The organism is Rheinheimera sp. KL1, assembly GCF_001275035.1.
In the GTDB taxonomy this organism is placed as follows: Bacteria; Pseudomonadota; Gammaproteobacteria; order Enterobacterales; family Alteromonadaceae; genus Pararheinheimera; species Pararheinheimera tangshanensis.
In genome coordinates this window covers 1-19,729 of the sequence record NZ_LAMX01000007.1, presented here as the reverse complement: position 1 = coordinate 19,729, position 19,729 = coordinate 1, and the positions used below count along the sequence as shown (strand labels likewise).

Sequence of the window (19,729 nt, the reverse complement as noted above, 5' to 3'; positions counted from 1 at the left end):
ATTTCAATACATTGATTGGTTAAAGTAGCGCCAATTTTACCGCCTGATTAAAAGGGTCAGCAGCTTATGTTATTAACCTTAGTGATTTGTTATTGGGTATTTTCTGTTGCGTTGGGGCTCTGGGCTGCATTGAGAGTTAAAAACACCCGCGATTTCGCTGTCGCAGGCCGGCATCTGCCGTTTTATATGGTGACAGCCACAGTCTTTGCCACCTGGTTTGGCAGCGAAGCTGTGCTGGGTATTCCGGCTACCTTCATTGATGGAAGTTTACGAGACATAGTAGCCGACCCTTTTGGCGCTGCACTTTGTTTAATTCTGGTTGGGGTGTTTTTTGCTGCGCCTTTGTACCGGATGAAACTGCTGACTATTGGTGATTTTTATAAAAGACGTTATGGCCGTTCAGTGGAGGTGCTGACGACTTTAGCTATTGTTTTGTCTTACTTAGGTTGGGTTGGCGCTCAGTTAACGGCTTTGGGTCTGGTATTTAATGTGGTCTCGGACGGTGCTATCAGCATGACAGCTGGTATGTGGATTGGAGCTGGCAGTATTCTGATTTACACTCTGTTTGGCGGTATGTGGGCTGTGGCTATTACCGACCTGGTGCAGATGATAGTCATAGTGCTGGGGCTTTTATACATAAGCGGTGAAGTTTCTGAGATGGTTGGCGGTGTGTCCGTGGTGGTAGACCACGCGGCTGCGGCGGGCAAACTGGAGTTTTGGCCGGAAGCTGATTTAAAAGCCATTATTGCGTTTATGGCTGCTGCCTGCACCATGATGTTAGGTTCTATGCCACAGCAGGATGTGTTTCAGCGGGTGCAGTCGGCTAAGTCAGAAAAAATAGCAGTTTGGGGTTCTATTCTCGGTGGCTCTTTGTATTTCCTGTTTGCGTTTATTCCGCTGTTTATAGGTTACGCCGCCACTATAGTGGCGCCTGATATGGTGAAAAATCTGATGGCGTCTGACTCTCAACTGATTTTGCCGCAATTGGTATTGCAGCATATGCCATTGATAGCCCAGGTTATTTTCTTTGGTGCTTTGTTATCTGCCATTAAAGGTTGTGCTTCAGCCACCTTATTGGCGCCTTCGGTGTCTTTTGCTGAAAATATTCTTAAACCATTGTTACCCCCGATGCAGGATAAACAGTTACTGCGACTGATGCAGGCTGTGACTCTGGTGTTTGCTGCTTGTACTCTGGCTTATGCACTCAATAGTGAATCCACCATTTTTGGCATGGTGGAAGATGCCTATCAGGTGACTTTAGTTGCCGCTTTTGTGCCGCTGGCTTTTGGTGTGTATTGGCGCAAAGCCACCAATCAGGGCGCTTTAATGGCGATCGCTTTTGGTGTCAGCACCTGGCTGGGTATTATTTTCCTTGGACCTGAAGATCCTTATGTGCCAGCCCAGTTTGCCGGTTTACTGGCCAGTATTGCCGGTATGTTGATTGGCTCTTTGATGCCTCAGTATCTGGAGCACGATCACGCTGTACATGACAAATTACACCGGGGTGAAATGGCACATACAGGGTCAGAGCATGGCTGAATTTCTGCAGCAAATTAAAGCCGTTGTTTTTGATTTAGATGGAACCCTGGTCGATTCGCAGCTTGATTTTACTGAGCTGCGTCGTCGTCTAGGCTGGCCTGAGCACACTTTGATCCTGGAGCATTTAGCTACTCTAAGTTGCGCTATTGAGAAACAGCAGGCCGCGCAAATTATTGTCGACTTTGAGCTCGAAGGCGCGCATAACGCCAGTTGGATGCCCAATGCAGATCTGTTGCTAAAGCAGCTGAAGCACAGACAAATACCCATGCTATTTTGACGCGCAATATGCGTCAGGCCACAGAACTTTGTATGCAGGCGCTGGATATACCTATTGAGTTGGTTCTGACCCGCGATGATGCACCTGCTAAACCTCAGCCTGAAGGGTTATGGCTGATTGCCGAACGTTTGGGCGTGATGCCGGATGAAATCCTGTATGTCGGCGATTATCTGTTTGATATTCAAACCGCTCGTAATGCCGGCTCTTATTGTTGTTTATACCGCTACGGTGATAACCATATTTATGCGGAGCAAGCTGATTTAGTGGTCGATGACTTGCTGGAGTTGTTAGTGCATTTGCAAAACTAAGTCACTACTTAGTTAAAGATCCTTATCCAGCATCTTTGGCAGGCGGCGGTGTTTTTCTTTGGCTTCTTTAATAGCGTCACTAAAAGCCGATGCCAAAATGCCTGTAGGCACTGCAATCATACAAATACCAGTGACAGCGGTAATACCTGCCAGAATTCGGCCAAGCACTGTGATGGGGTAGACATCGCCATAACCTACGGTCGTTAAGGTGGCGACAGCCCACCAGGTGGCGCGTGGGATAGAACCAAAAGCTTCGGGTTGAATATCGCCTTCCACTAAATACAGACAAGTGGCGGCAAAGAGCAGGATAATAACGCCAAAAATAGCACTGACTAAAAGCTCATAGGTGCGGCTGCGCACTGCTTCAGCTATACATTCCAGCGCAGTGGAGAACCGGCCCAATCGAGCTAAACGAACGACCCGAATTAATAACACCAGACGTAAAATCACGCCACCATTGCCCAGATAAAGCGAAAAGGCGACAAAAATCGCCAGTAAGTCGGCCAGAGCAAAAAAAGAAAAGAAATGTTGCCAGCGATTTTTCACAGAGTCATTTTCAACGCAAGTCCAGAGCCTGGCCAGATACTCCAGTAAAAACAGCGAGCCCAAAGCCAGCTCTGTCACTCGAAACCACTGCTCATGCCCCTGACGAATGCTGGGCTCTGTCTGAATAATGGCCAGAAAAATACCTGCCAGTATGACAATCGCGATAGCTATGTTCAGCGGTGACATACCATTGCCTGAATACAGCACGGGGTCGAGCTGATGCGCCAGACGGGAGCGGAGTTTGTGTAACAGACTTTGATCCTGCATAACATATCCATAGAAAAAGCTATAGCTGATTGTCTGAGCAAGTTGCTGATTTAGCAAGGTGTTCTTCAGAATTTGGATTTAAAGATCAACCAGAACCTGCTGCAAATCGCCCATCGCATCTTGCTGTAAGGCCTGTTGTCTTTCCTGCTCAGTTAAAATACCCACAAAAGGAGTGCGGCGGCGTAACTTACGTAAATAGGGACTGTCTTCTGTAATACCTGCACAGAATTGTTCGGGCTGCTGATACAACTCCAGCACTGAAACCCAGTGCATGTAAGCGCCATAACCCAGCTGGCCGTTGTCGCGTCGCTCCTCCAGTTTGGCGTTAACCTGTGCCAATAAAGCAGGCTCTGCTAATAATTTGGCGGCAATAGCCTGATGTAGCACCAGAATTTGCCGGTCGATGTTTTCATCTTTAATACCGGTTTTTTTCACCCTGTAGGGTTTGTTTCTTTTATTACTTTTTGGTGTCCACATCGCTTGTATTCTTCAATGTTAATTAATCAGAACCCAAAATAATTGATGTTGCAGCGAGGCGACAAGCGAACGAGACCTCAGGAGCATAGTAGTCCTATGTGACTGGGGCGATGAGCGCGATCAACAAAGCTGCGGCTTCAAGTATGAAGGGGTTAATGGAATTCTCTGGAGTAGGACTTCAACGAGCCAAGTAGTGGCGTCAGATCGGTTAAACGTCCGGCAATGATATGAATCACGCCATCTTTTTTCTCAAGAATGCCATTGACCTTCAATAGCTTAGATTTTAAGTAAGCCTGGCGCTGCGCTGAAGCTGTGGCCGACCAGACCACTAAATTACTAAAACCTGTACCATCTTCCAGCGTAATAAAAGTCACGCCTGACGCTGTGCCTGGGCTTTGTCTTGCTGTAACCAAACCTATTACAGTCACCACCGACTTATGGTTCAGTGCGCTAAGCTCTGCGGCCTGCACAAATTTACCCAACAGGCCTTGTTGTTTTAATAACTGCACGGGGTGAGTGCGTAAACTCAGGCCGGTACTTTGATAATCTTCTACTACTTCAGTCAGTTCAGAGGCCATAGGTAACTGATACTGAGTCTGATAAGGCTCAGCCGCCAGTAAAGGTGATTTATGTTGCTGGTCCAATAGCTGCCAGCGTGCCTGATAACGTTGACCTGACAGTTGTTGCAAGGCATTGGCACTGGCAAGGGCGGTTAAATCACCATCACTCAGGCCAGACTGCGCTACTTCGGCCAGTTGCTGATAACCGCCCTTTGGCCTGTGTGTTAACAACAGCAGCGCGCCTTGCTGACTTAAGCCTTTGACCAGTCGCAATCCTAAACGAATGGCAAAACCAGATTTAGCTGTGGCGTGCACCATTAAATGATCCCAATCAGAGTCATTGACACAAACAGGCAGCACTTCGACATTATGTTGCCGCGCATCCTGAATCAGTTGGCTGGGCGCATAAAAACCCATTGGCTGGCTATTAAGCAAAGCCACATAAAAAGCCACAGGGTAATAATGCTTTAAATAAGCTGAGACATAAGCCAGTACCGCAAAACTGGCTGAATGGGATTCAGGAAAACCATATTCACCAAAACCACAAATTTGCTGGTAAAAACGTTCGGCAAATTCTTGCTGATAGCCTCTGCTTAACATGCCATCGATCAGTTTTTGTTTAAACTGAATAAGCTCGCCGGTTTTTTTCCAACTGGCCATAGCACGGCGCAGCTGATCGGCTTCACCACCAGTAAAACCAGCGGCCACCATCGCCAGTTTAATCACCTGCTCCTGAAAAATAGGCACACCTAAAGTACGCTCCAACACTTGTTGTACCGCAGCAGAAGGATAAGACACCGCTTCTTCGCCATGGCGGCGTTTTAAATAAGGATGCACCATATTACCCTGAATAGGGCCTGGCCGTACTATGGCTATCTGGATCACCAAGTCGTAATAGGTTTCAGGACGAAGTCGTGGCAACATCGACATCTGGGCTCGTGATTCAATCTGAAATAAGCCGACAGTGTCGGCTTTTTGAATGGCTTCATACACCTTGGGGTCGTCACCTGCTTTGGTGATGGCCGCTATGCTTAACCCGGTGTTCTGGTAACGCCGGACTAAATCAAAAGCTTTGCGAATGGCGCTCAGCATGCCCAAAGCCAGCACATCTACTTTCAATAGTTTTAACGATTCCAGATCATCTTTATCCCACTGGATCACGGTGCGATCGGCCATGGCGGCATTTTCTACCGGCACCAGTTCGTACAAAGGCCCTTGAGATATAACAAAGCCACCAACATGCTGGGATAAATGTCGTGGCATACCCACTAACTGCTGCACCAGTTGCACCAGTAACTGCGCTTGTTTGGCATCAGGATCCAGCCCAAGCTGAGTCAGTTGGCTGCTCCAGTGTTGATTTTTATCCCGCCTGTGCAGGTTTTTCAGAAAAAACTCCACCTGATGCAGCTCAAAACCCAGAGCTTTGCTGATATCGCGAAAGGCACTTTTAAAGCGATAACAAATGACAGTAGCAGCCAAAGCTGCCCGCTCGCGGCCGTATTTCTGATAAATATACTGAATGACTTCTTCACGACGTTCATGTTCAAAGTCGACGTCTATATCTGGCGGTTCAGCGCGTTCTATCGAGATAAAACGTTCAATCAATACCTTGATCTGGCGTGGATCGACAGCAGTTATTGCCAGGCAATAACAGACGACTGAGTTCGCGGCAGAGCCACGGCCCTGGTATAAAATCTGCTGTTTTGCGCAAAGACCACCAAATCATGGATAGTTAAAAAGTAATAGGGATAATTCAGTTGTTCTATTAAATCCAGCTCTTTGTGGATGGTCTGCTGAATATCAGCAGGCACCCCTTCAGGAAAACGTTGTGCCTCACCAGCTTTGACCAAATCCCGTAAATGCTGCATGGCGGTTTTGCCTGCAGGTACCAGCTCTGTCGGGTACTGGTAACTTAATTCATCCAATGAAAAGTGGCATAAACTCGCCAGTTTCTGGCTATTGTCTAAAAGTTCAGCCGGAAATAACTGCTGCAATTTTTTTATCGGTCTTAAACTTTGTTCGGCGTTACTTAATAGCTGTCGCGCCATATCAGGCACAGCCTTAGCCGCTTTAATGGCGCTTAGGGCATGTTGTAAAGGCAAGCGACTTGCCTGATGCATCAGCACTTCACCTACAGCGCAGCAGGGCAGTTGCAGCTGCTGAGCCAGTTGCTGGCAATAGGGCAAATAAAACTGATCCTGGCTTTGTAATTTGCGGCTGGCTCCCAGCCATAAGCGTTCGGCGTGATGTTGAATTAACCAATGGCCCCAGTACTGATCCGTTTGTTGATCGCCACTGGGCAGCCAGAGGATCTGACAATGCTGTATGCGCTGAATATCCCATTCGGCCAGCTGGTAGCAGCCTTTTTCGACGCGGCGTCTGGCCTGAGTAATAATACGGCATAACTCGCTATAAGCGGCTTTATCCGGGCAAAGCAACACCAGCCGTAACTGTGGGTTTAATACCAGCATAGAGCCAATAATCAGCTTCAGTGGCAATTGTTTTTCCTGGATCTGATGGTGAGCACGTACTACGCCTGCCAATGAGCATTCATCGGTAATCGCCAAGGCTTTATAACCTAAAGCTGCGGCTTGTTGTACCAATTCAGCCGGGCTGGACGCGCCGTGCAGAAAAGAGAAATGACTCTGGCAGACTAATTCAGAGTAATTACAGTGTTTGCTGGCAGCAGTGATCTTCATCAGCTGAAATACCCCTGCAGATACAACTGTTCCGGCTGCTGTAAATCACGAAATAACCACAGCCATTGGCCCTGTGCATTTTGGCCGACATAATAGTCGCGGTGCTGGCTCTGTTGTTGCCACCAGCCACTACTTAAACGTTCAGGACCATAATAAAGCTGTAACTGCTGCTGTTGTTCTGCATCTAACACCAAAGGCGGGTCGACTAAAAATACGGGGCGCACCGTCGCTAAAGTACCGGCAATAGCAGCTTGTGGCTCTAAAGCAGCAGCATAGCTACTGGCCTGCTCTGGCAGCAGATCATTGTTCAGACAAGGGCTTGTGATCTGATCTTTACCCAAACGAGCCTGTAATAACGACAAGAGCTGCAAAGCCGAATACAGCTGCTGTTTCCCAGCGAACAGGGTTTTGTACTGAGCGTAACGCGGCCCGGCGCGGCGGAGTATCAGTTTGAGCTGGATCACCGGCTTTTTCAGCTTTAACCGTTCCAGCTGCAACTCGCAGAGCTTTAGCCATTCTTTGCTTTGGTATTCGCCCTGAGCTGAATGCAGTTGCAACTGTTGTTGCTGCTCCTGACGTTGTTGTAAGCAAAGCTCCAACTGGTAGGCCAGTTGATCCCTTTGTTGTAAATACAGCTGCAGTAAGCCAAACAGATGCTGTAAAGGCCCAAGCAACTGGTCGCTGCGATCCATTTCATACAGCAGTTCCAACTGCTGCTCAAAGTGTTCTGCAGGCTGAACAAACTGTAACAGCGCGGGTTTTGCTCCTGTGAGTTGTTGTAAATAGTGCAGCATGCCTGCCCCAAAACGCCGCACCAGTTCCGCCTGTGGGATCTTTAGTACATCACCCAGTTGAGTCAGCCCAAGCCGTTGTAATTGCTCCTGTAGTTTGTCTGGTAATTGAGCCTGCTGTAGTGGCAAAGCCTTGAGTTGCTGCTGAATTTGCTCGTTTTGCAGTAAAAATTGATCCCAGCCTTGCTGCGCCAGTAAACGCGCCACTAAAGGTTGCTGTGCTGTGGCAAAATGATACTGATAACCCGCTTGTTGCAGTACCTGTTGCAGTTGCTGCCAAAACTGCATTGCACCGCCATACAAAGCCAGCATGGGGCTTAGTTTCAGTACTAAACCGCAGTTGGGCTGCAGTGCTATATCAGCGCAGTATTGATACAACAGTTGAGCTAACTGCTGTAGTTGCTGCTGTTCTTGTGCAGCGTTGTGTGGGATCAGTTGTAATTGGTGGCATAAAGCTGCGGCTGAAGCCAGGCCCATGCCCAAAGTTAAACCCGCCTGCCTGGCTGCAGAGTTGAGTTGCAGCAACTGATGGTCAGCGCCTACTATCGCTAGCGGAGCTGTTAAATCCAGATGATGACTCTTGCCTTTGTCTGATAAGGTTTTAGTTGCAGGCGTGTTTGAGTGCAGCACGAGCAACTTATCCAGCTGCAATTGCGGGAAATATAAATACAACCAAAACTCCATCTGGGCAGACATACTGCTAGCCTCAGCTGACTCTGGATAAAGGTGGCTTGGAATACTGCTTTTGCTGTAACTCCGGCTTAATAAACTGCGGATACAGCTCTGCCCATGGCAACACGACTTCCTGCTGTTGCCAGCCACCTTTACGTTTCAGAATACGGATCTGTAAGCCAGTCTTTACCGGAGTCAGCTGTAAACTTAAAGCCCAGGGTAAAAGTTGTTGTTCAGCCATAGCTGGGCGGAAAAAATACAACTGGCTTTGGCCTTGTGCTGCAGCTAACTGCAAACGTTTCAACTGGGTTAAATTTAAGTTGTTTTGCCACAGCAGCACATCGGTACAACTGCCACTTTTTAAGCACAGCTCTGCCGCCCAGAGCGCATCAGCAGAGCGGGGTGCATTCAATTGCAAGACCTGATGCAAAGGCCGCTTTTGTTGTAGTAAGTATTCAGCACAAAGTGCTGCAGGTGGATTGATCCAAACTTGCAGCAGATCCGATCCGGATTGTCCCAGCGCTTTTGAGATCAATTGCAGTTCAGCACAAGCGCCATGGCTTTGTAACTCAACCACGTTATGCTGTGGCCAGCCACCGCCCAGAAGCTGATCCAAAGCGGGAAAACCTGTGCTTTGGCAGTGCTCATAAGGCGCTTCGGTCTGATTCGCATGCCAGATCAGTTGTCTGTTCTGGAGCTGTTGCAGCAGTGCATTCATGATTTTTATCTCAAAATACTGTATATAAAAACAGTATAAAAGATCTGGTTTGGATCGCAAGGGTAAAGTCAGAGTTTTCTGATCTTTTGCTTTGGGTCGATCAGGGCCCTGGACTTATGTTAATGTGCGCGACTTTTCCGCCCCTCTTTATCTAAATTGCTTTGCGCTAGGGCGCTGATCTGACTTAGGGTACTGTTATGACTGAAACCTCTAAATTTACCGCCAAAACCTGGATTTTGATCCTGAGTTTAGTGCTACTCGCTCTGACTTTACGGCCTTCTATGGCCTCTATCGGACCTTTATTACCTTTGATGCAACCAGAATTGCATCTGTCTTTTACTCAGGCTTCGTTACTGACTATGTTGCCTGTACTGGCGATGGGCTTAGGCATCTTTTTTGCGCATCAGTTGGCGATATGGTTTGGCTCTTATCAGGTGGTGTTCTGGGCCTCTATTGCTATAGCCGCTGCTACAGCGCAGCGTTATTGGGCTGTAGCAGCTTTAGATTTAACTCTAAGTGCGATAGTGGCGGGTTTAGGGATTGCCATGGTACAGGCTGTGGTGCCTGGCGTGATTAAACAAAAATTCGGTACCAAAGCGCCTTTAGTGATGGGCTGGTATATCTCCGCCATTATTGCCGGTGCGGCTTTAACAGCCTCTTTAGCAGCGTTTTGGGCCGATTGGGCACAGAGTTGGCGGGTGGCTTTATCCGGTTGGGTGGTTTTATCTGTAGTGGCTTTGCTGTTGTGGTTTTCACAGAAAAACGTTATTGAAAATTTGCCTGTGGTGCAATCGCCACAAAAACCTCTGGGTTTTGCCAACTACGGCCGGGCCTGGACCTTAGCGATGTTTTTTGGTTTGGTCACTTGTGCTTTTACCTGTGTGTTGGCCTGGTTACCTGCGTATTATGTCGAGCAGGGCTGGAGTGAACAAAAAAGTGGCTTGCTGCTGGGATTGTTGCTGTGCATGGAGGTCGTGTCGGGTTTTATCAGCCCGTGGCTGGCTAGTCGTAAAGCCGACCGTCGTGCTGTATTACTGGTACTTTTAGTCCTGATGGCGACAGGCTTTTCCGGTTTAGTGATAGCACCTACGCTGGGTTTAGTTTGGGCTTCGCTGTTAGGTTTAGGTATTGGTGGGTTGTTTCCTTTGTCTTTAATTGTCTCTATGGATCATCAACACCAACCTGCCTCTGCCGCCAGTCTGACGGCTTTTGTACAGGGTATAGGCTATACGCTGGCGGCTTTTTCGCCGCTGATTGCTGGTTTTATCCGTGACTTTAGCCAAAGCTTTAGTATCAGTTGGTTATTATTAGCCGCCATTGCAGTGCTTCTGATGGCAATGGCGACACGTTTTAACCCGGCGTTTTACAACACAAAATTTCAATAGGCTTTTTTAGGGAGTCGACCATGCAAGCCAATCTGATGTTATTACTGGCCGCGGCGATCTGGGGTTTAGGTTTTGTTGCCCAGCGTTTGGGTATGGAGCATTTAGGGCCTTATTCCTTTAACGGCCTACGCTTTTTGATTGGCGCTTTGAGTTTATTGCCTTTGATCTGGTGGTATCAACGTCAGGGTAAATTGCAGCAGGTCGACTGGAAACTGTTGTTATGGGGCGCTGTGCCTGTTGGGGTTTTACTTTTTATTGCCGCATCACTGCAACAGGTTGGACTTTTATATACGACTGCTGCCAACGCAGGTTTTATTACCGGGCTTTACATAGTGCTGGTGCCGCTGTTGGGGATTTTCCTGAAGCATAAAATCAGTGGCAATATCTGGCTCGGTTGCGCTATTGCTGTCTCAGGTTTGTATATATTGAGTGTTGGTGATAATTTTTCAGTAAATTTCGGCGATTTATTGCAGCTGATAGGCGCATTGTTCTGGGCTGCCCACTTACTGACTATTGACCACTACAGCAAAAAAGTGCCGCCAATTTTATTAGCTTGTCTGCAATTTGTGGTCTGCGGTGTTTTGAGCATGCTGGTGGCTTTTAGCATCGAAACACCCACAGTCACTAATGCATTATTGGCCTGGAAGTCAGTGCTTTATGCGGGTGTGGTGTCAGTGGGTATAGCCTATACCTTACAAGTGATGGCACAAAAACATGCTCATCCGGCTCATGCGGCTATTATTTTAAGCTTAGAAACTGTGTTTGCCGCTATAGGTGGAGTCTGGCTGTTAGGTGAAGAGCTAAGCAGCAGGGCGCTGACAGGCTGTGGTCTGATGCTGCTGGGGATGTTAGTGTCGCAATTGCCACTGCGCTGGTTGTTGCGTTCTAAGGCTTTTACTTAGGAAGCAGGTGATGACCAAACCAGAGTTGCAGCAGCATTACCAAGCCTTGTGGCAACAGTCTTTAGTTAAATTTGAACAACAGCAGTTTGAGACTGACGCTCTGTTAACAGCCAGAGAGGATAGCCGTTATGGCGTCACTTTGCTGGCCCGTCCTTCTGAGCAGGTAAAACAACAAGTCCAGCATCATCTGGCAGAGCTGATGCAGCTGGAGCCACAACAGTATTATTATCCGGCTTCAGATTTACACTTAACGGTCTTATCGCTGATTTCCTGCTATGCAGGTTTTGCTTTATCGCAGATAGATACAGCGGCTTATGTTGAATTAGTCAAAGAGGTGATAGCGGATACAGGCCCGTTCCGGTTGGATTTTCAGGGGATCACCGCATCGCCTTCTTGTGTGCTGGTGCAGGGCTTTTTTGATGATCAAAAGCTCAATCAGTTAAGAGCAAAGCTGCGCTCTGCCTTTGGGCAATCGACTTTGCAGCATTCCATTGACCAGCGTTATGCCCTTCAAACTGCTCATATGACAGTATTACGTTTCACCCAACAGCCTGCTAACCCCGTGCTGTTTCTGCAGAAAATCAAAGCCTTAACTTCAGTGGATTTTGGTTCTTGTCTGATAGATGAGTTGGAACTGGTAGGTAATGACTGGTATCAGCGGCAACAAAATACTGTACTGATCAAACGCTTGCGGCTAGGCTGATTTTATTCAAAGCACGACAAAGTTGTTGTTATTGTTATGTCTGATCTACTTCACGTCATTCTACTCACTTTGGCTACAGGGCTTGCTATGCCTTTAGGGGCTGTGCTGGCTAAGTTTGAGCATATTCAGTCGGACTGGCTGGAACAGGAGTTCAGACACAGCATTATGGCTTTTGGTGCCGGCGCCTTGTTATCCGCTATTGCTTTAGTGCTGGTTCCCGAAGGCATGAAGGTGCTTTCACCAGTGGCGGCTTGTAGCTGGTTTATCTGTGGTGCTGTTGTTTTTATGTTGCTGGATATTTGGCTGAGCAAAAATCAAACCTCTGCCAGTCAACTGATGGCTATGCTGGCAGATTTTTTACCTGAATCTCTGGCTTTAGGCGCAGCTATTGCGGCTGGAGGTTCACAGGCTTTATTACTGGGCGCTTTAATTGCGCTACAAAATATCCCGGAAGGTTTTAACGCTTACCGTGAACTCAGGCAATTTTCGACTTATTCAGGTTGGGTCCTAGTAGCAAGCTTTACAGCTATGGCATGTTTTGGCCCACTCGCTGGATTAGTTGGTTATTTCTGGCTGGCTGAATCACCAGCTCTGGTAGCTATGATTATGTTGTTTGCCGCTGGTGGTATTTTGTATTCGCTGTTTCAGGATATAGCGCCACAGGTCAGGTTAGAGCAACACTGGGCACCACCTATGGGCGCCATTGCAGGCTTTGTTACTGGTATGCTGGGTTATATGTATCACTAATACTGCAGTTTAAACAACAACTCAGCCAAATCAGGTTGCCACCAAAAATCTTTAGCAACCCGTCCATTTCTTACTATCACACCTTCGGCCAGCAGTAATTGTTGTTGTGCCAAAGCCTGGGGTGTACCTGCTGCAAACGCCAACTGACCGCCAGAGCGCATCACTCTGTACCAGGGCAGTTGCAGCTCATCCGGTGCTAAGCCCAGCGTTTTTCCGACTAAGCGGGCACGGCCAGGCAAGCCAGCTAAATCGGCAATTTGACCATAACTGGCAATTTTTCCGGCCGGAATTTGTAACACCGTTTGCCAGATTTTTTGTTGTTTGGATGGCGTTTGTTCAGGCATGGCTGCAGATCTGTCATTATTTTTTTAAGGACAATGCTACAATGCCGCCGCCTTTTTTGCCGGAGTTTTTTATGTTTACCACAATTGACGGTATTCGGCTGCGTATACCTACCGAAGAACCTGTTGCGCCAGAAAGCAGCGATTGCTGTGGCAGCGGCAGCTGCTGTCCTTGTGTCTGGGATTATTACCGTGCAGAGCAAAAAGCCTGGCAGGTACAAAAAGAACAAGAGCAAAAACAACTGCAAGAGCAAGAGTAAGAGCCATTTTGCTGGCCCTTACTCCGTTGTCCGCTTAATAAGCTTTATTGACCACAGTACGGCCTATAGGGGCCAGACTTAAAGTGGCCAGCTTTAAGTGAGCTAAGCCAAACGGAATGCCGATGATGGTGACAAAACAGGCCACAGCATGAATTAAATGCCCCAGGGCCAGCCAAAATCCGGCAAACACAAACCAAATCACGTTACCGACAAAACCTAGTGGTCCAGTGCCAATATCGGAAATGCGGTTCAGGCGCTCGCGGTTGACATGCTCGTTACCAAAAGGCCAGAACGCCATTTCACCAATGACAAAACAGGCGCGACCAAAAGGAATAAATACAATACTTAAAAAGCAGAGTAAACCAATACACCACCAGGCCAGCCCCATTAAAAAACCACCCATCACAAACCAGAAAACATTAAATATCAGTCGTAAAGCACCCATGGTCGTTCTCCTTTTTTCACTTATGCCAAAATGGTTACAAGATCGGGGCCAATTTTAATTGTGATATAAATCATAAAGATAAAGTTAATGTATGAAATTTAAACCGTGAAAATCACCATTTAATAGTGAATTTCGCCGCTGGTCAGACTGGACTAGCCACAGGAAAAGCTTGCTGAGTTCTCTGGCAACGGCTTTAATAAGGCCGTTTTAAGACTTTAAGACTAATACCCAAATTAATTGGAGTTGCAGCGCGGCGACAAGTGCACAAGACCCCTGGAGCATAGTTCACCTATGTGATTGGGGCGAGGGCGGGAAGTCAACAAAGCTGCAGCTTCAAGTAAGAAGGGGATAATAATTACAGTATTCGCGGATCCCTATGACAACTACTACTCTTCCTGTACAGCGACAGCTGCTCGGCCATCCTATGGGCCTTTATGTCTGTTTTTTCACCGAAATGTGGGAACGTTTTGCCTTTTACGGCTTAAAAGCCCTGTTGTTTTTATACCTGACCAAACACCATTTATTTTCTGATGACGATGGTTATATTCTGCTTGGCACTTATGCCGGTTTAGCCTATGCCTTGCCGGTGGTCGGTGGTTTATTGGCAGATAAATACCTCGGAATGCGCAAAGCCGTCACTTTTGGTGGCGCTTTAATGGCGGTAGGGATGCTTGGCATGGCCTATCGCGGTCATGCAGCTACCCCAGAAATGGGGTTTGACAATGTCGCGGTGCAAATTATGTATTTGTCGCTGGCCTTAGTTGCAGTGGGGGTTGGTTTTTTAAAACCGAATATTTCCACCATAGTAGGGCGCTTGTACCAGGATAACGATCCGCGCCGTGACTCTGCTTTTACCATCTTTTATATGGGCATCAATATGGGTGCCTTTATCTCCAGTTTGTTTGTTGGCTGGGTCGGTATTGAATATGGCTGGGAATATGGTTTTGGTTCGGCTGGCATAGGCCTGATTTTAGGTTGGCTGGTGTTTGTTACCCAAACCAAACATTTGCAGGGCCAGGCTGAACCAGGTCGTCCTGAGCTTTTGGACGAAAAACGTTTTGGTATTCGCCGTGAAACGCTGATTTATATCGGTGCTTTGCTTGGCGTTATTGTGGTGCAGCAAATCCTGCAAACCCGCTTTGACTTTGGCGCTTTAGCAGCCGTTTTAGGCCTAGCTGAAGGCACTGAAATCACGGCCACTGAAGTGGTGGCTATTCTGATGACTATCGCCTTACTGATTTGGTGGTTTAAGTTTATTTTTGTTGAGTGCAGCAAAGTCGAACGCGCCAATATGATAGTGCTGATGGTGCTGATTGGTATCTCTGCTGTGTTCTGGGGCTTGTACGAACAAACTTATGGTACCTGGCTGGCATTTTCCGATCGGGTGATGAACAGCTACACCTTCAACCTGTTGGTCAGCGACTTTACGCCTAACGCTTCACAATTAACTTCGGTGGGCGCCTTGTTTATTTTTGCTTTGGCTATTCCTTTTGCCTGGCTTTGGCCTGTGCTGGATAAAAAAGGCTGGAACCCATCTGCCCCTGCCAAATTTGGTTTTGGTTTGTTGTTCGCAGGTCTGGCGCATTTTGTATTGCAATACGCGGCACTGAACCCTGAAGCCAATGGATTAGCTGGTTTTTGGTGGTTTATTCTGGCTTACCTGGTGCTGGAAATAGGTGAGATGGTGTTATCGCCTATTGGTCTGTCTGCTGTTACTACCTTGTCCGTCAGCCGCGTAGTCAGCTTAATGATGGGCGTCTGGTTTTTAGCTTCGGCTTTTGGTGAAATGTTAGCGGGGCGTTTTGGTACCTTAGCCTCTATGCCAGCAGGTACAGACACAGGCACTGCATTGGCTATTTATGCTGATGTATTCGCTATTTTAGGTTGGGTTGGGGTAGCTGCGCCATCTTCATGTTTGCCTTAACGCCACTGTTGAATAAACAAATTCGTCAGGCACAAAACAGCTGATGATTTAAACTAAGCGCACAGATGAAGGCCGGGTTTAGACCCGGCCTTTGTGTTTGTGATTATCTCTGTTCTGGCGTTTCAGTTTGAATGGGCGGAGCCAAAACCCGGCCTGTCACGCCAGCAGGAAAAGCCGGCGAGTCACAGACCCGCACTTTATAGCTATAGCCTACAGGCTGCGTGGTATCAGGTGTGATCACCAGCACTTCGTAGTCGTTAATATGCACCAGATGCTCAGGCTCTGTCAGTTTGCAACTGGACGCGCCAAGGCTTTCGATATGGTAGTTAAAAGACGCCACCAGTTTATTCAACCACAGCATAGTGGGTAATTTAAAACCTCTGTCGCCCATTAAATAGCCGTCTTCAATAAAGATCTGAAACTCCGGGACTTTGCTATGAGGCCCTTGTTGCTGCTGTTGCAACTCTGCTTCACGTTGCTTTATTTCTGCCAGTTGTTTTTGCATCGCTTCAGGGCTGTTTTGTTGCTCAGTCGTGGTCCAGTTTAAAAATTGCTCCGGATGGCCGCTGAAATAGCTGAATAAAGTAAAAGTTAAAATGATAGTAACCACTGGCAGGTAGATAATACGAGCGGTTAAAGTCCAGACCGGAAAGACTTCGTCATCCAGCAGATGTTTCGAAGGAACGCCAAAAGGGCGCAACATCAACAGCAGCATGACTTTAATCAAATGCAGCATGGAATAAAACTGCAAGGTCAGCATGCTGCCAATTAAGGTCCAGGCCGGGGCCAGCAGCAAAGCCGCTAAGTTGACGCTGTAAGGCACTATATCAGGCCTTACGCCTATCACACCGTTGACCAGAGATTCGGCATAAGCAAAAGAAAAATTCAGCACTATGGCGTAGAAAGTCAGGATACAGGCTTTGCCTAGCAGGCTGTGCCACCAGATAGCAAAGCGTTGCCACATTTCTTTGGCTGTCGCGAGCAGTAATAACACAGAGCCTATTTTTGCCAGAACGCTGTTGTCTGCCCCCAGTAACAAAAACAGCAGAAAAAACACTGTGGCCAGTAAATAACCCCACTGGGCAAAATGTAACTGTGCTAAACGGGGAAAACGCTCATTCCATGCTTGCATAAGTAGTTGATCCATCGTGTTGTTTTTATGCCACTATTGTTAGCACGATGCGGCTTTTTGCTCAATCCGTCTGACAAAAGAATCAGACATGCCACTTGGCTCAAATTTCCCACGCTGAACTAAACACAGTTGCACCAGAGCGCTTTCCATGGATAATTTAACGCCTTTGTGCTTCACAAATGAAAACTACAACGAAAAACCCCAAGGGATCCTATGAAATCTGTTTATTTGCTTAGTACCTTAGCCTTGGCTATCAGTTTTGCCACTACTGCCGACGAAGGTCAGTGGCAGCCACATCAACTGGCTGAATTACAAAAAGAATTAACCGCCAAAGGCATTGAAATACCAGGCAAACAGCTGGCTGATTTAAGCCAGTATCCTATGAATGCTATTGTCAGCCTTGGCTACTGCTCGGCTTCTTTTGTTTCACCAAAAGGCCTAGTGGTGACGAACCATCACTGCGCCTACAATGCTATTCAGAACAATTCGACCAAAGACAATAACCTGATTGATAAAGGCTTTTTAGCTAAAACTATGGCTGAAGAGCTACCAGCCGGGCCGCAGGAACGCTTGTATATCACTGAAGCTGTGACCGATGTAACAGCACAAGTTACCGGTGCTTTGGCTGCAGATTTATCCGGCAAAGCGCGTTATGAGGCGATAGAAGCCAACCGCAAAGCGCTGATTAAAGACTGCGAAAGCGATGCGAATTATCGCTGCTCTGTGGTGAGTTTTCACCATGGCATGGAATACTTTCAAATTAAACAGCTGATGCTGCAGGATGTACGTTTGGTGTATGCACCCTCAGAATCTGTAGGGAATTACGGTGGTGATATAGATAACTTCGAATACCCACGCCATACAGGCGATTACACCTTTATCCGTGGTTATGTCGGCAAAGATGGCAAACCTGCACCGTATTCAGTGGATAACGTGCCTTATCAAAGCAAAAACTTCTTAAAAATTAATGCCAGTGGTGTACGCCAGGGCGATGGTATTTTATTAGCCGGTTACCCTGGCCAAACCAGCCGTTACCGTTTAGCCGATGAAATCTCTTTTGCCGCCGACTGGCAATATCCGGCTCAGGTAAAAACCTATCAACAAATGATCAACACCATTGATCGTTTAAGTGCCGCTGACGGCGACCTAAAAGTGAAATACGCCTCCACTGTCAAAGGCCACAATAACCGCATGAAAAAACTGCAGGGCTTATTGGACGGTTTTAAAGTGACGGATATTCAGGCCATTAAAGAAATCCAGGAAAAAGCCTTGCTGGAGTGGATTAAAGCCGATGCAGAGCGCGCGCCTTACCAGCAAAGTATTGATGCTTTAAAGCAGGTGATAGACGCCGAACAGGCTTTTACTCAACAAACTTATTACTTTGAAGCGGCCAAACGCAGTGATTTATTACAAGCCGCTATTTTGCTGTACCGTTTAGCGCAGGAAAACCAAAAGCCGGACGCAGAACGGGAAATGGGCTTTCAGCAACGTGACTTAAAAATGATCGAAGGCCGTTTAGCCCGGATGGAGAAAAGCTTCCACCCGACTATGGATATCGCCATTTGGTCAGAACAGCTCGCAGAGTATTTAGCTCAGCCTGATGCGGTGCGTGTAGCAGAGTTAGACGCCGCTTTAGGTTTAACTGCTGGCATGAGCCAGGCACAGGTTGCTGAAAAAATCACAGCGCTTTACCCACAAAGCAGCTTAACCAGCACCGAAGGGCGTAAAACCTGGCTGGGTAAAACACCAGCTGATTTTGCGCAAAGTGCAGACCCCTTTATTCGCATCGCAGTGGCTATTTCTGACAAAAACCTGGCTTTAGAAGCTCAGGATAAAGAGCTGAAAGGGCAGCTGTCCCAAGTGCGCCCAGCTTATATGCAAGCTATTATTGCCTACAACAAAGCACAGGGAAAACCAGTGTACCCGGACGCCAACAGCACCTTGCGTATCACTTATGGTTCTGTGGACGGTTATCCGGCCAAAGACGGTGTCTATAAAACGCCTTTTACTTCAGTGAAGGGGTTAATCGCCAAACGTCAGGCTGAGTATCCGTTTAACGCGCCGCAAAAGCTGGTGGATGCCTATCAGGCAGGTAAAACAGCTGGCTACTTTTATGCTGACTTAGCTGCCCAAAGCAAAGAGCCTTGGTTCTGCGGCATTTTTAACTGCCCAAAAAACGAGGTAAAAGCCTTTAACTCAGTGCCGGTCAACTTCTTATCCAGCGCCGACACCACAGGCGGCAACTCGGGTTCAGCAGTGATGAACGGCAAAGGCGAGTTGGTGGGCTTAAACTTCGATTCGACTTATGAGTCCATCACCAAAGACTGGTATTTCAACCCGGAAATCACCCGTGCTATTCATGTGGATATCCGTTATGTATTGTGGATGATGCAATACGTTGATAACGCTGATAATTTATTGGCAGAGATGGAAATAGTCCGCTAATTTGCGGCATATCCGGGGGCAGATCCATATTTACGCAGTAAATTGGCTCAGCCCCCTGTTTCAATCAGCTTCTTTTTTATATTCAATTCGTTAAACCGTAGCCTAGGGCTATGCGTTACCCCATCGTCATCTATCATTCACCCCAATGCCTGACTAGATTTATGTTTTCCTTTTTTCCAAAAAACACCTTTAAAAAAATATCACGCAAAACTGGCCTTAATCAAAGCACAGGAACCGAAGGCAGCAGCGCCCACGAAAAAAACCAGACGCAGCAACGGAGCCGATATGGCATTGCTCGCACTGCAAAGGTGGTGTGTTACAACTGGCAGGATTACTCAAACGGCTGGACACCGGATCTCCGGATAATTAACGGCTGGTTGTGATGAGCGGTAAAACTATGAGCTCTGGAAAGCGGGAGGGAGATGCATTGTCAGAATGCTCTGAAAACTGGCAAATACTCACTCAATTAAACAGATGATGAGATACGACATGACAGTAACACCGCGAAAGGCAGTTTCAGATTGCCCAAAATAATCTTGCAAGCAGCTGTTCCCTAAATATACAAATTCCATTAGCATCAAATGTACCAAT

Annotated in this window: 17 protein-coding genes and 2 pseudogenes; 11 read left to right on the top strand and 8 right to left on the bottom strand. The window is 47.3% G+C overall.

What is annotated here, in order from left to right; translation table 11 throughout:
* Positions 1 to 66: 66 nt before the first annotated feature.
* The 3 genes from WH43_RS02885 to WH43_RS20250 are packed head-to-tail and all read left to right on the top strand — an operon-like array spanning position 67 to position 2,124.
* The gene (locus WH43_RS02885; protein ID WP_053423158.1) at positions 67 to 1,539 is read left to right on the top strand and encodes a high affinity choline transporter 1; all 1,473 of its coding nucleotides are present in this window, start codon (positions 67 to 69) and stop codon (positions 1,537 to 1,539) included.
* A complete protein-coding gene (locus WH43_RS20255; RefSeq protein ID WP_286049417.1) occupies positions 1,532 to 1,816 on the top strand; it encodes an HAD family hydrolase in 285 nt (94 codons plus the stop codon). The genes WH43_RS02885 and WH43_RS20255 overlap by 8 nt, the downstream gene beginning before the upstream one ends.
* A gap of 8 nt (positions 1,817 to 1,824) precedes the next feature.
* Positions 1,825 to 2,124 carry an HAD family hydrolase gene (locus tag WH43_RS20250; RefSeq protein WP_286049416.1) on the top strand — a complete coding sequence of 100 codons (300 nt, stop codon included), beginning with the start codon at positions 1,825 to 1,827 and terminating at the stop codon, positions 2,122 to 2,124.
* Between the two features lie 12 nt (positions 2,125 to 2,136).
* On the opposite strand, the gene WH43_RS02875 is transcribed toward WH43_RS20250, so the two are convergent.
* The 5 genes and pseudogenes from WH43_RS02875 to imuA form a co-directional block, all read right to left on the bottom strand.
* Positions 2,137 to 2,937 (bottom strand): ion transporter, encoded by an 801-nt coding sequence (locus WH43_RS02875; RefSeq protein WP_053423157.1) that lies wholly within the window; start codon positions 2,935 to 2,937, stop codon positions 2,137 to 2,139.
* Positions 2,938 to 3,015: 78 nt separating this feature from the next.
* Entirely contained in the window at positions 3,016 to 3,414 is a 399-nt protein-coding gene (locus WH43_RS02870) for a YggT family protein (protein WP_053423156.1), read from the bottom strand.
* Positions 3,415 to 3,566: 152 nt separating this feature from the next.
* A pseudogene (locus WH43_RS02865) lies at positions 3,567 to 6,673 on the bottom strand (error-prone DNA polymerase).
* The gene (locus tag WH43_RS02860; protein ID WP_053423155.1) at positions 6,673 to 8,160 is read right to left on the bottom strand and encodes a Y-family DNA polymerase; all 1,488 of its coding nucleotides are present in this window, start codon (positions 8,158 to 8,160) and stop codon (positions 6,673 to 6,675) included. The pseudogene WH43_RS02865 and the gene WH43_RS02860 overlap by 1 nt, the downstream one beginning before the upstream one ends.
* A 10-nt stretch (positions 8,161 to 8,170) precedes the next feature.
* Positions 8,171 to 8,854 (bottom strand): translesion DNA synthesis-associated protein ImuA, encoded by a 684-nt coding sequence (gene imuA / locus WH43_RS02855; RefSeq protein WP_053423154.1) that lies wholly within the window; start codon positions 8,852 to 8,854, stop codon positions 8,171 to 8,173.
* A gap of 197 nt (positions 8,855 to 9,051) precedes the next feature.
* On the opposite strand from imuA, the gene WH43_RS02850 reads away from it, so the two are divergent.
* Genes WH43_RS02850 through WH43_RS02835 form a run of 4 tightly spaced genes read left to right on the top strand, consistent with a single transcriptional unit; the run spans position 9,052 to position 12,591 of the window.
* Entirely contained in the window at positions 9,052 to 10,239 is a 1,188-nt protein-coding gene (locus tag WH43_RS02850) for an MFS transporter (protein WP_053423153.1), read from the top strand.
* 20 nt (positions 10,240 to 10,259) lie between these two features.
* Complete coding sequence (locus WH43_RS02845; RefSeq protein WP_053423152.1) at positions 10,260 to 11,141, top strand: DMT family transporter; 882 nt, start codon at positions 10,260 to 10,262, stop codon at positions 11,139 to 11,141.
* Between the two features lie 10 nt (positions 11,142 to 11,151).
* Entirely contained in the window at positions 11,152 to 11,844 is a 693-nt protein-coding gene (locus tag WH43_RS02840; protein WP_053423151.1) for a 2'-5' RNA ligase family protein, read from the top strand.
* 36 nt (positions 11,845 to 11,880) lie between these two features.
* Entirely contained in the window at positions 11,881 to 12,591 is a 711-nt protein-coding gene (locus tag WH43_RS02835) for a ZIP family metal transporter (protein WP_053423150.1), read from the top strand.
* Here WH43_RS02835 and WH43_RS02830 read toward each other — a convergent pair.
* Positions 12,588 to 12,935: an MGMT family protein gene (locus WH43_RS02830; protein ID WP_053423149.1), complete on the bottom strand. Its 348-nt coding sequence runs from the start codon at positions 12,933 to 12,935 to the stop codon at positions 12,588 to 12,590. The genes WH43_RS02835 and WH43_RS02830 overlap by 4 nt on opposite strands.
* Before the next feature lie 71 nt (positions 12,936 to 13,006).
* On the opposite strand from WH43_RS02830, the gene WH43_RS02825 reads away from it, so the two are divergent.
* Positions 13,007 to 13,192, top strand: a complete 186-nt coding sequence (locus WH43_RS02825) for an oxidoreductase-like domain-containing protein (protein ID WP_082335662.1) — start codon at positions 13,007 to 13,009, stop codon at positions 13,190 to 13,192.
* 34 nt (positions 13,193 to 13,226) lie between these two features.
* Here WH43_RS02825 and WH43_RS02820 read toward each other — a convergent pair whose 3' ends face one another.
* On the bottom strand, positions 13,227 to 13,637 hold the full coding sequence (locus WH43_RS02820) for a YccF domain-containing protein (protein WP_053423148.1): 411 nt from the start codon (positions 13,635 to 13,637) through the stop codon (positions 13,227 to 13,229).
* 376 nt (positions 13,638 to 14,013) lie between these two features.
* On the opposite strand from WH43_RS02820, the gene WH43_RS02815 reads away from it, so the two are divergent.
* Positions 14,014 to 15,561, top strand: a complete 1,548-nt coding sequence (locus WH43_RS02815) for a peptide MFS transporter (RefSeq protein ID WP_286049415.1) — start codon at positions 14,014 to 14,016, stop codon at positions 15,559 to 15,561.
* A gap of 103 nt (positions 15,562 to 15,664) precedes the next feature.
* Here the strand turns inward: WH43_RS02815 and WH43_RS02810 are convergent, their stop codons facing one another.
* Positions 15,665 to 16,693, bottom strand: coding sequence for a hypothetical protein (locus WH43_RS02810; RefSeq protein WP_053423147.1), 1,029 nt, complete (start codon positions 16,691 to 16,693; stop codon positions 15,665 to 15,667).
* Between the two features lie 213 nt (positions 16,694 to 16,906).
* On the opposite strand from WH43_RS02810, the gene WH43_RS02805 reads away from it, so the two are divergent.
* Together WH43_RS02805 and WH43_RS21170 are read left to right on the top strand one after the other, a co-directional pair.
* Positions 16,907 to 19,138 carry a S46 family peptidase gene (locus WH43_RS02805; protein WP_053423146.1) on the top strand — a complete coding sequence of 744 codons (2,232 nt, stop codon included), beginning with the start codon at positions 16,907 to 16,909 and terminating at the stop codon, positions 19,136 to 19,138.
* A 192-nt stretch (positions 19,139 to 19,330) separates the two neighbouring features.
* A pseudogene (locus WH43_RS21170) lies at positions 19,331 to 19,508 on the top strand (IS91 family transposase); the annotation flags it as partial.
* Positions 19,509 to 19,729: the final 221 nt, after the last annotated feature.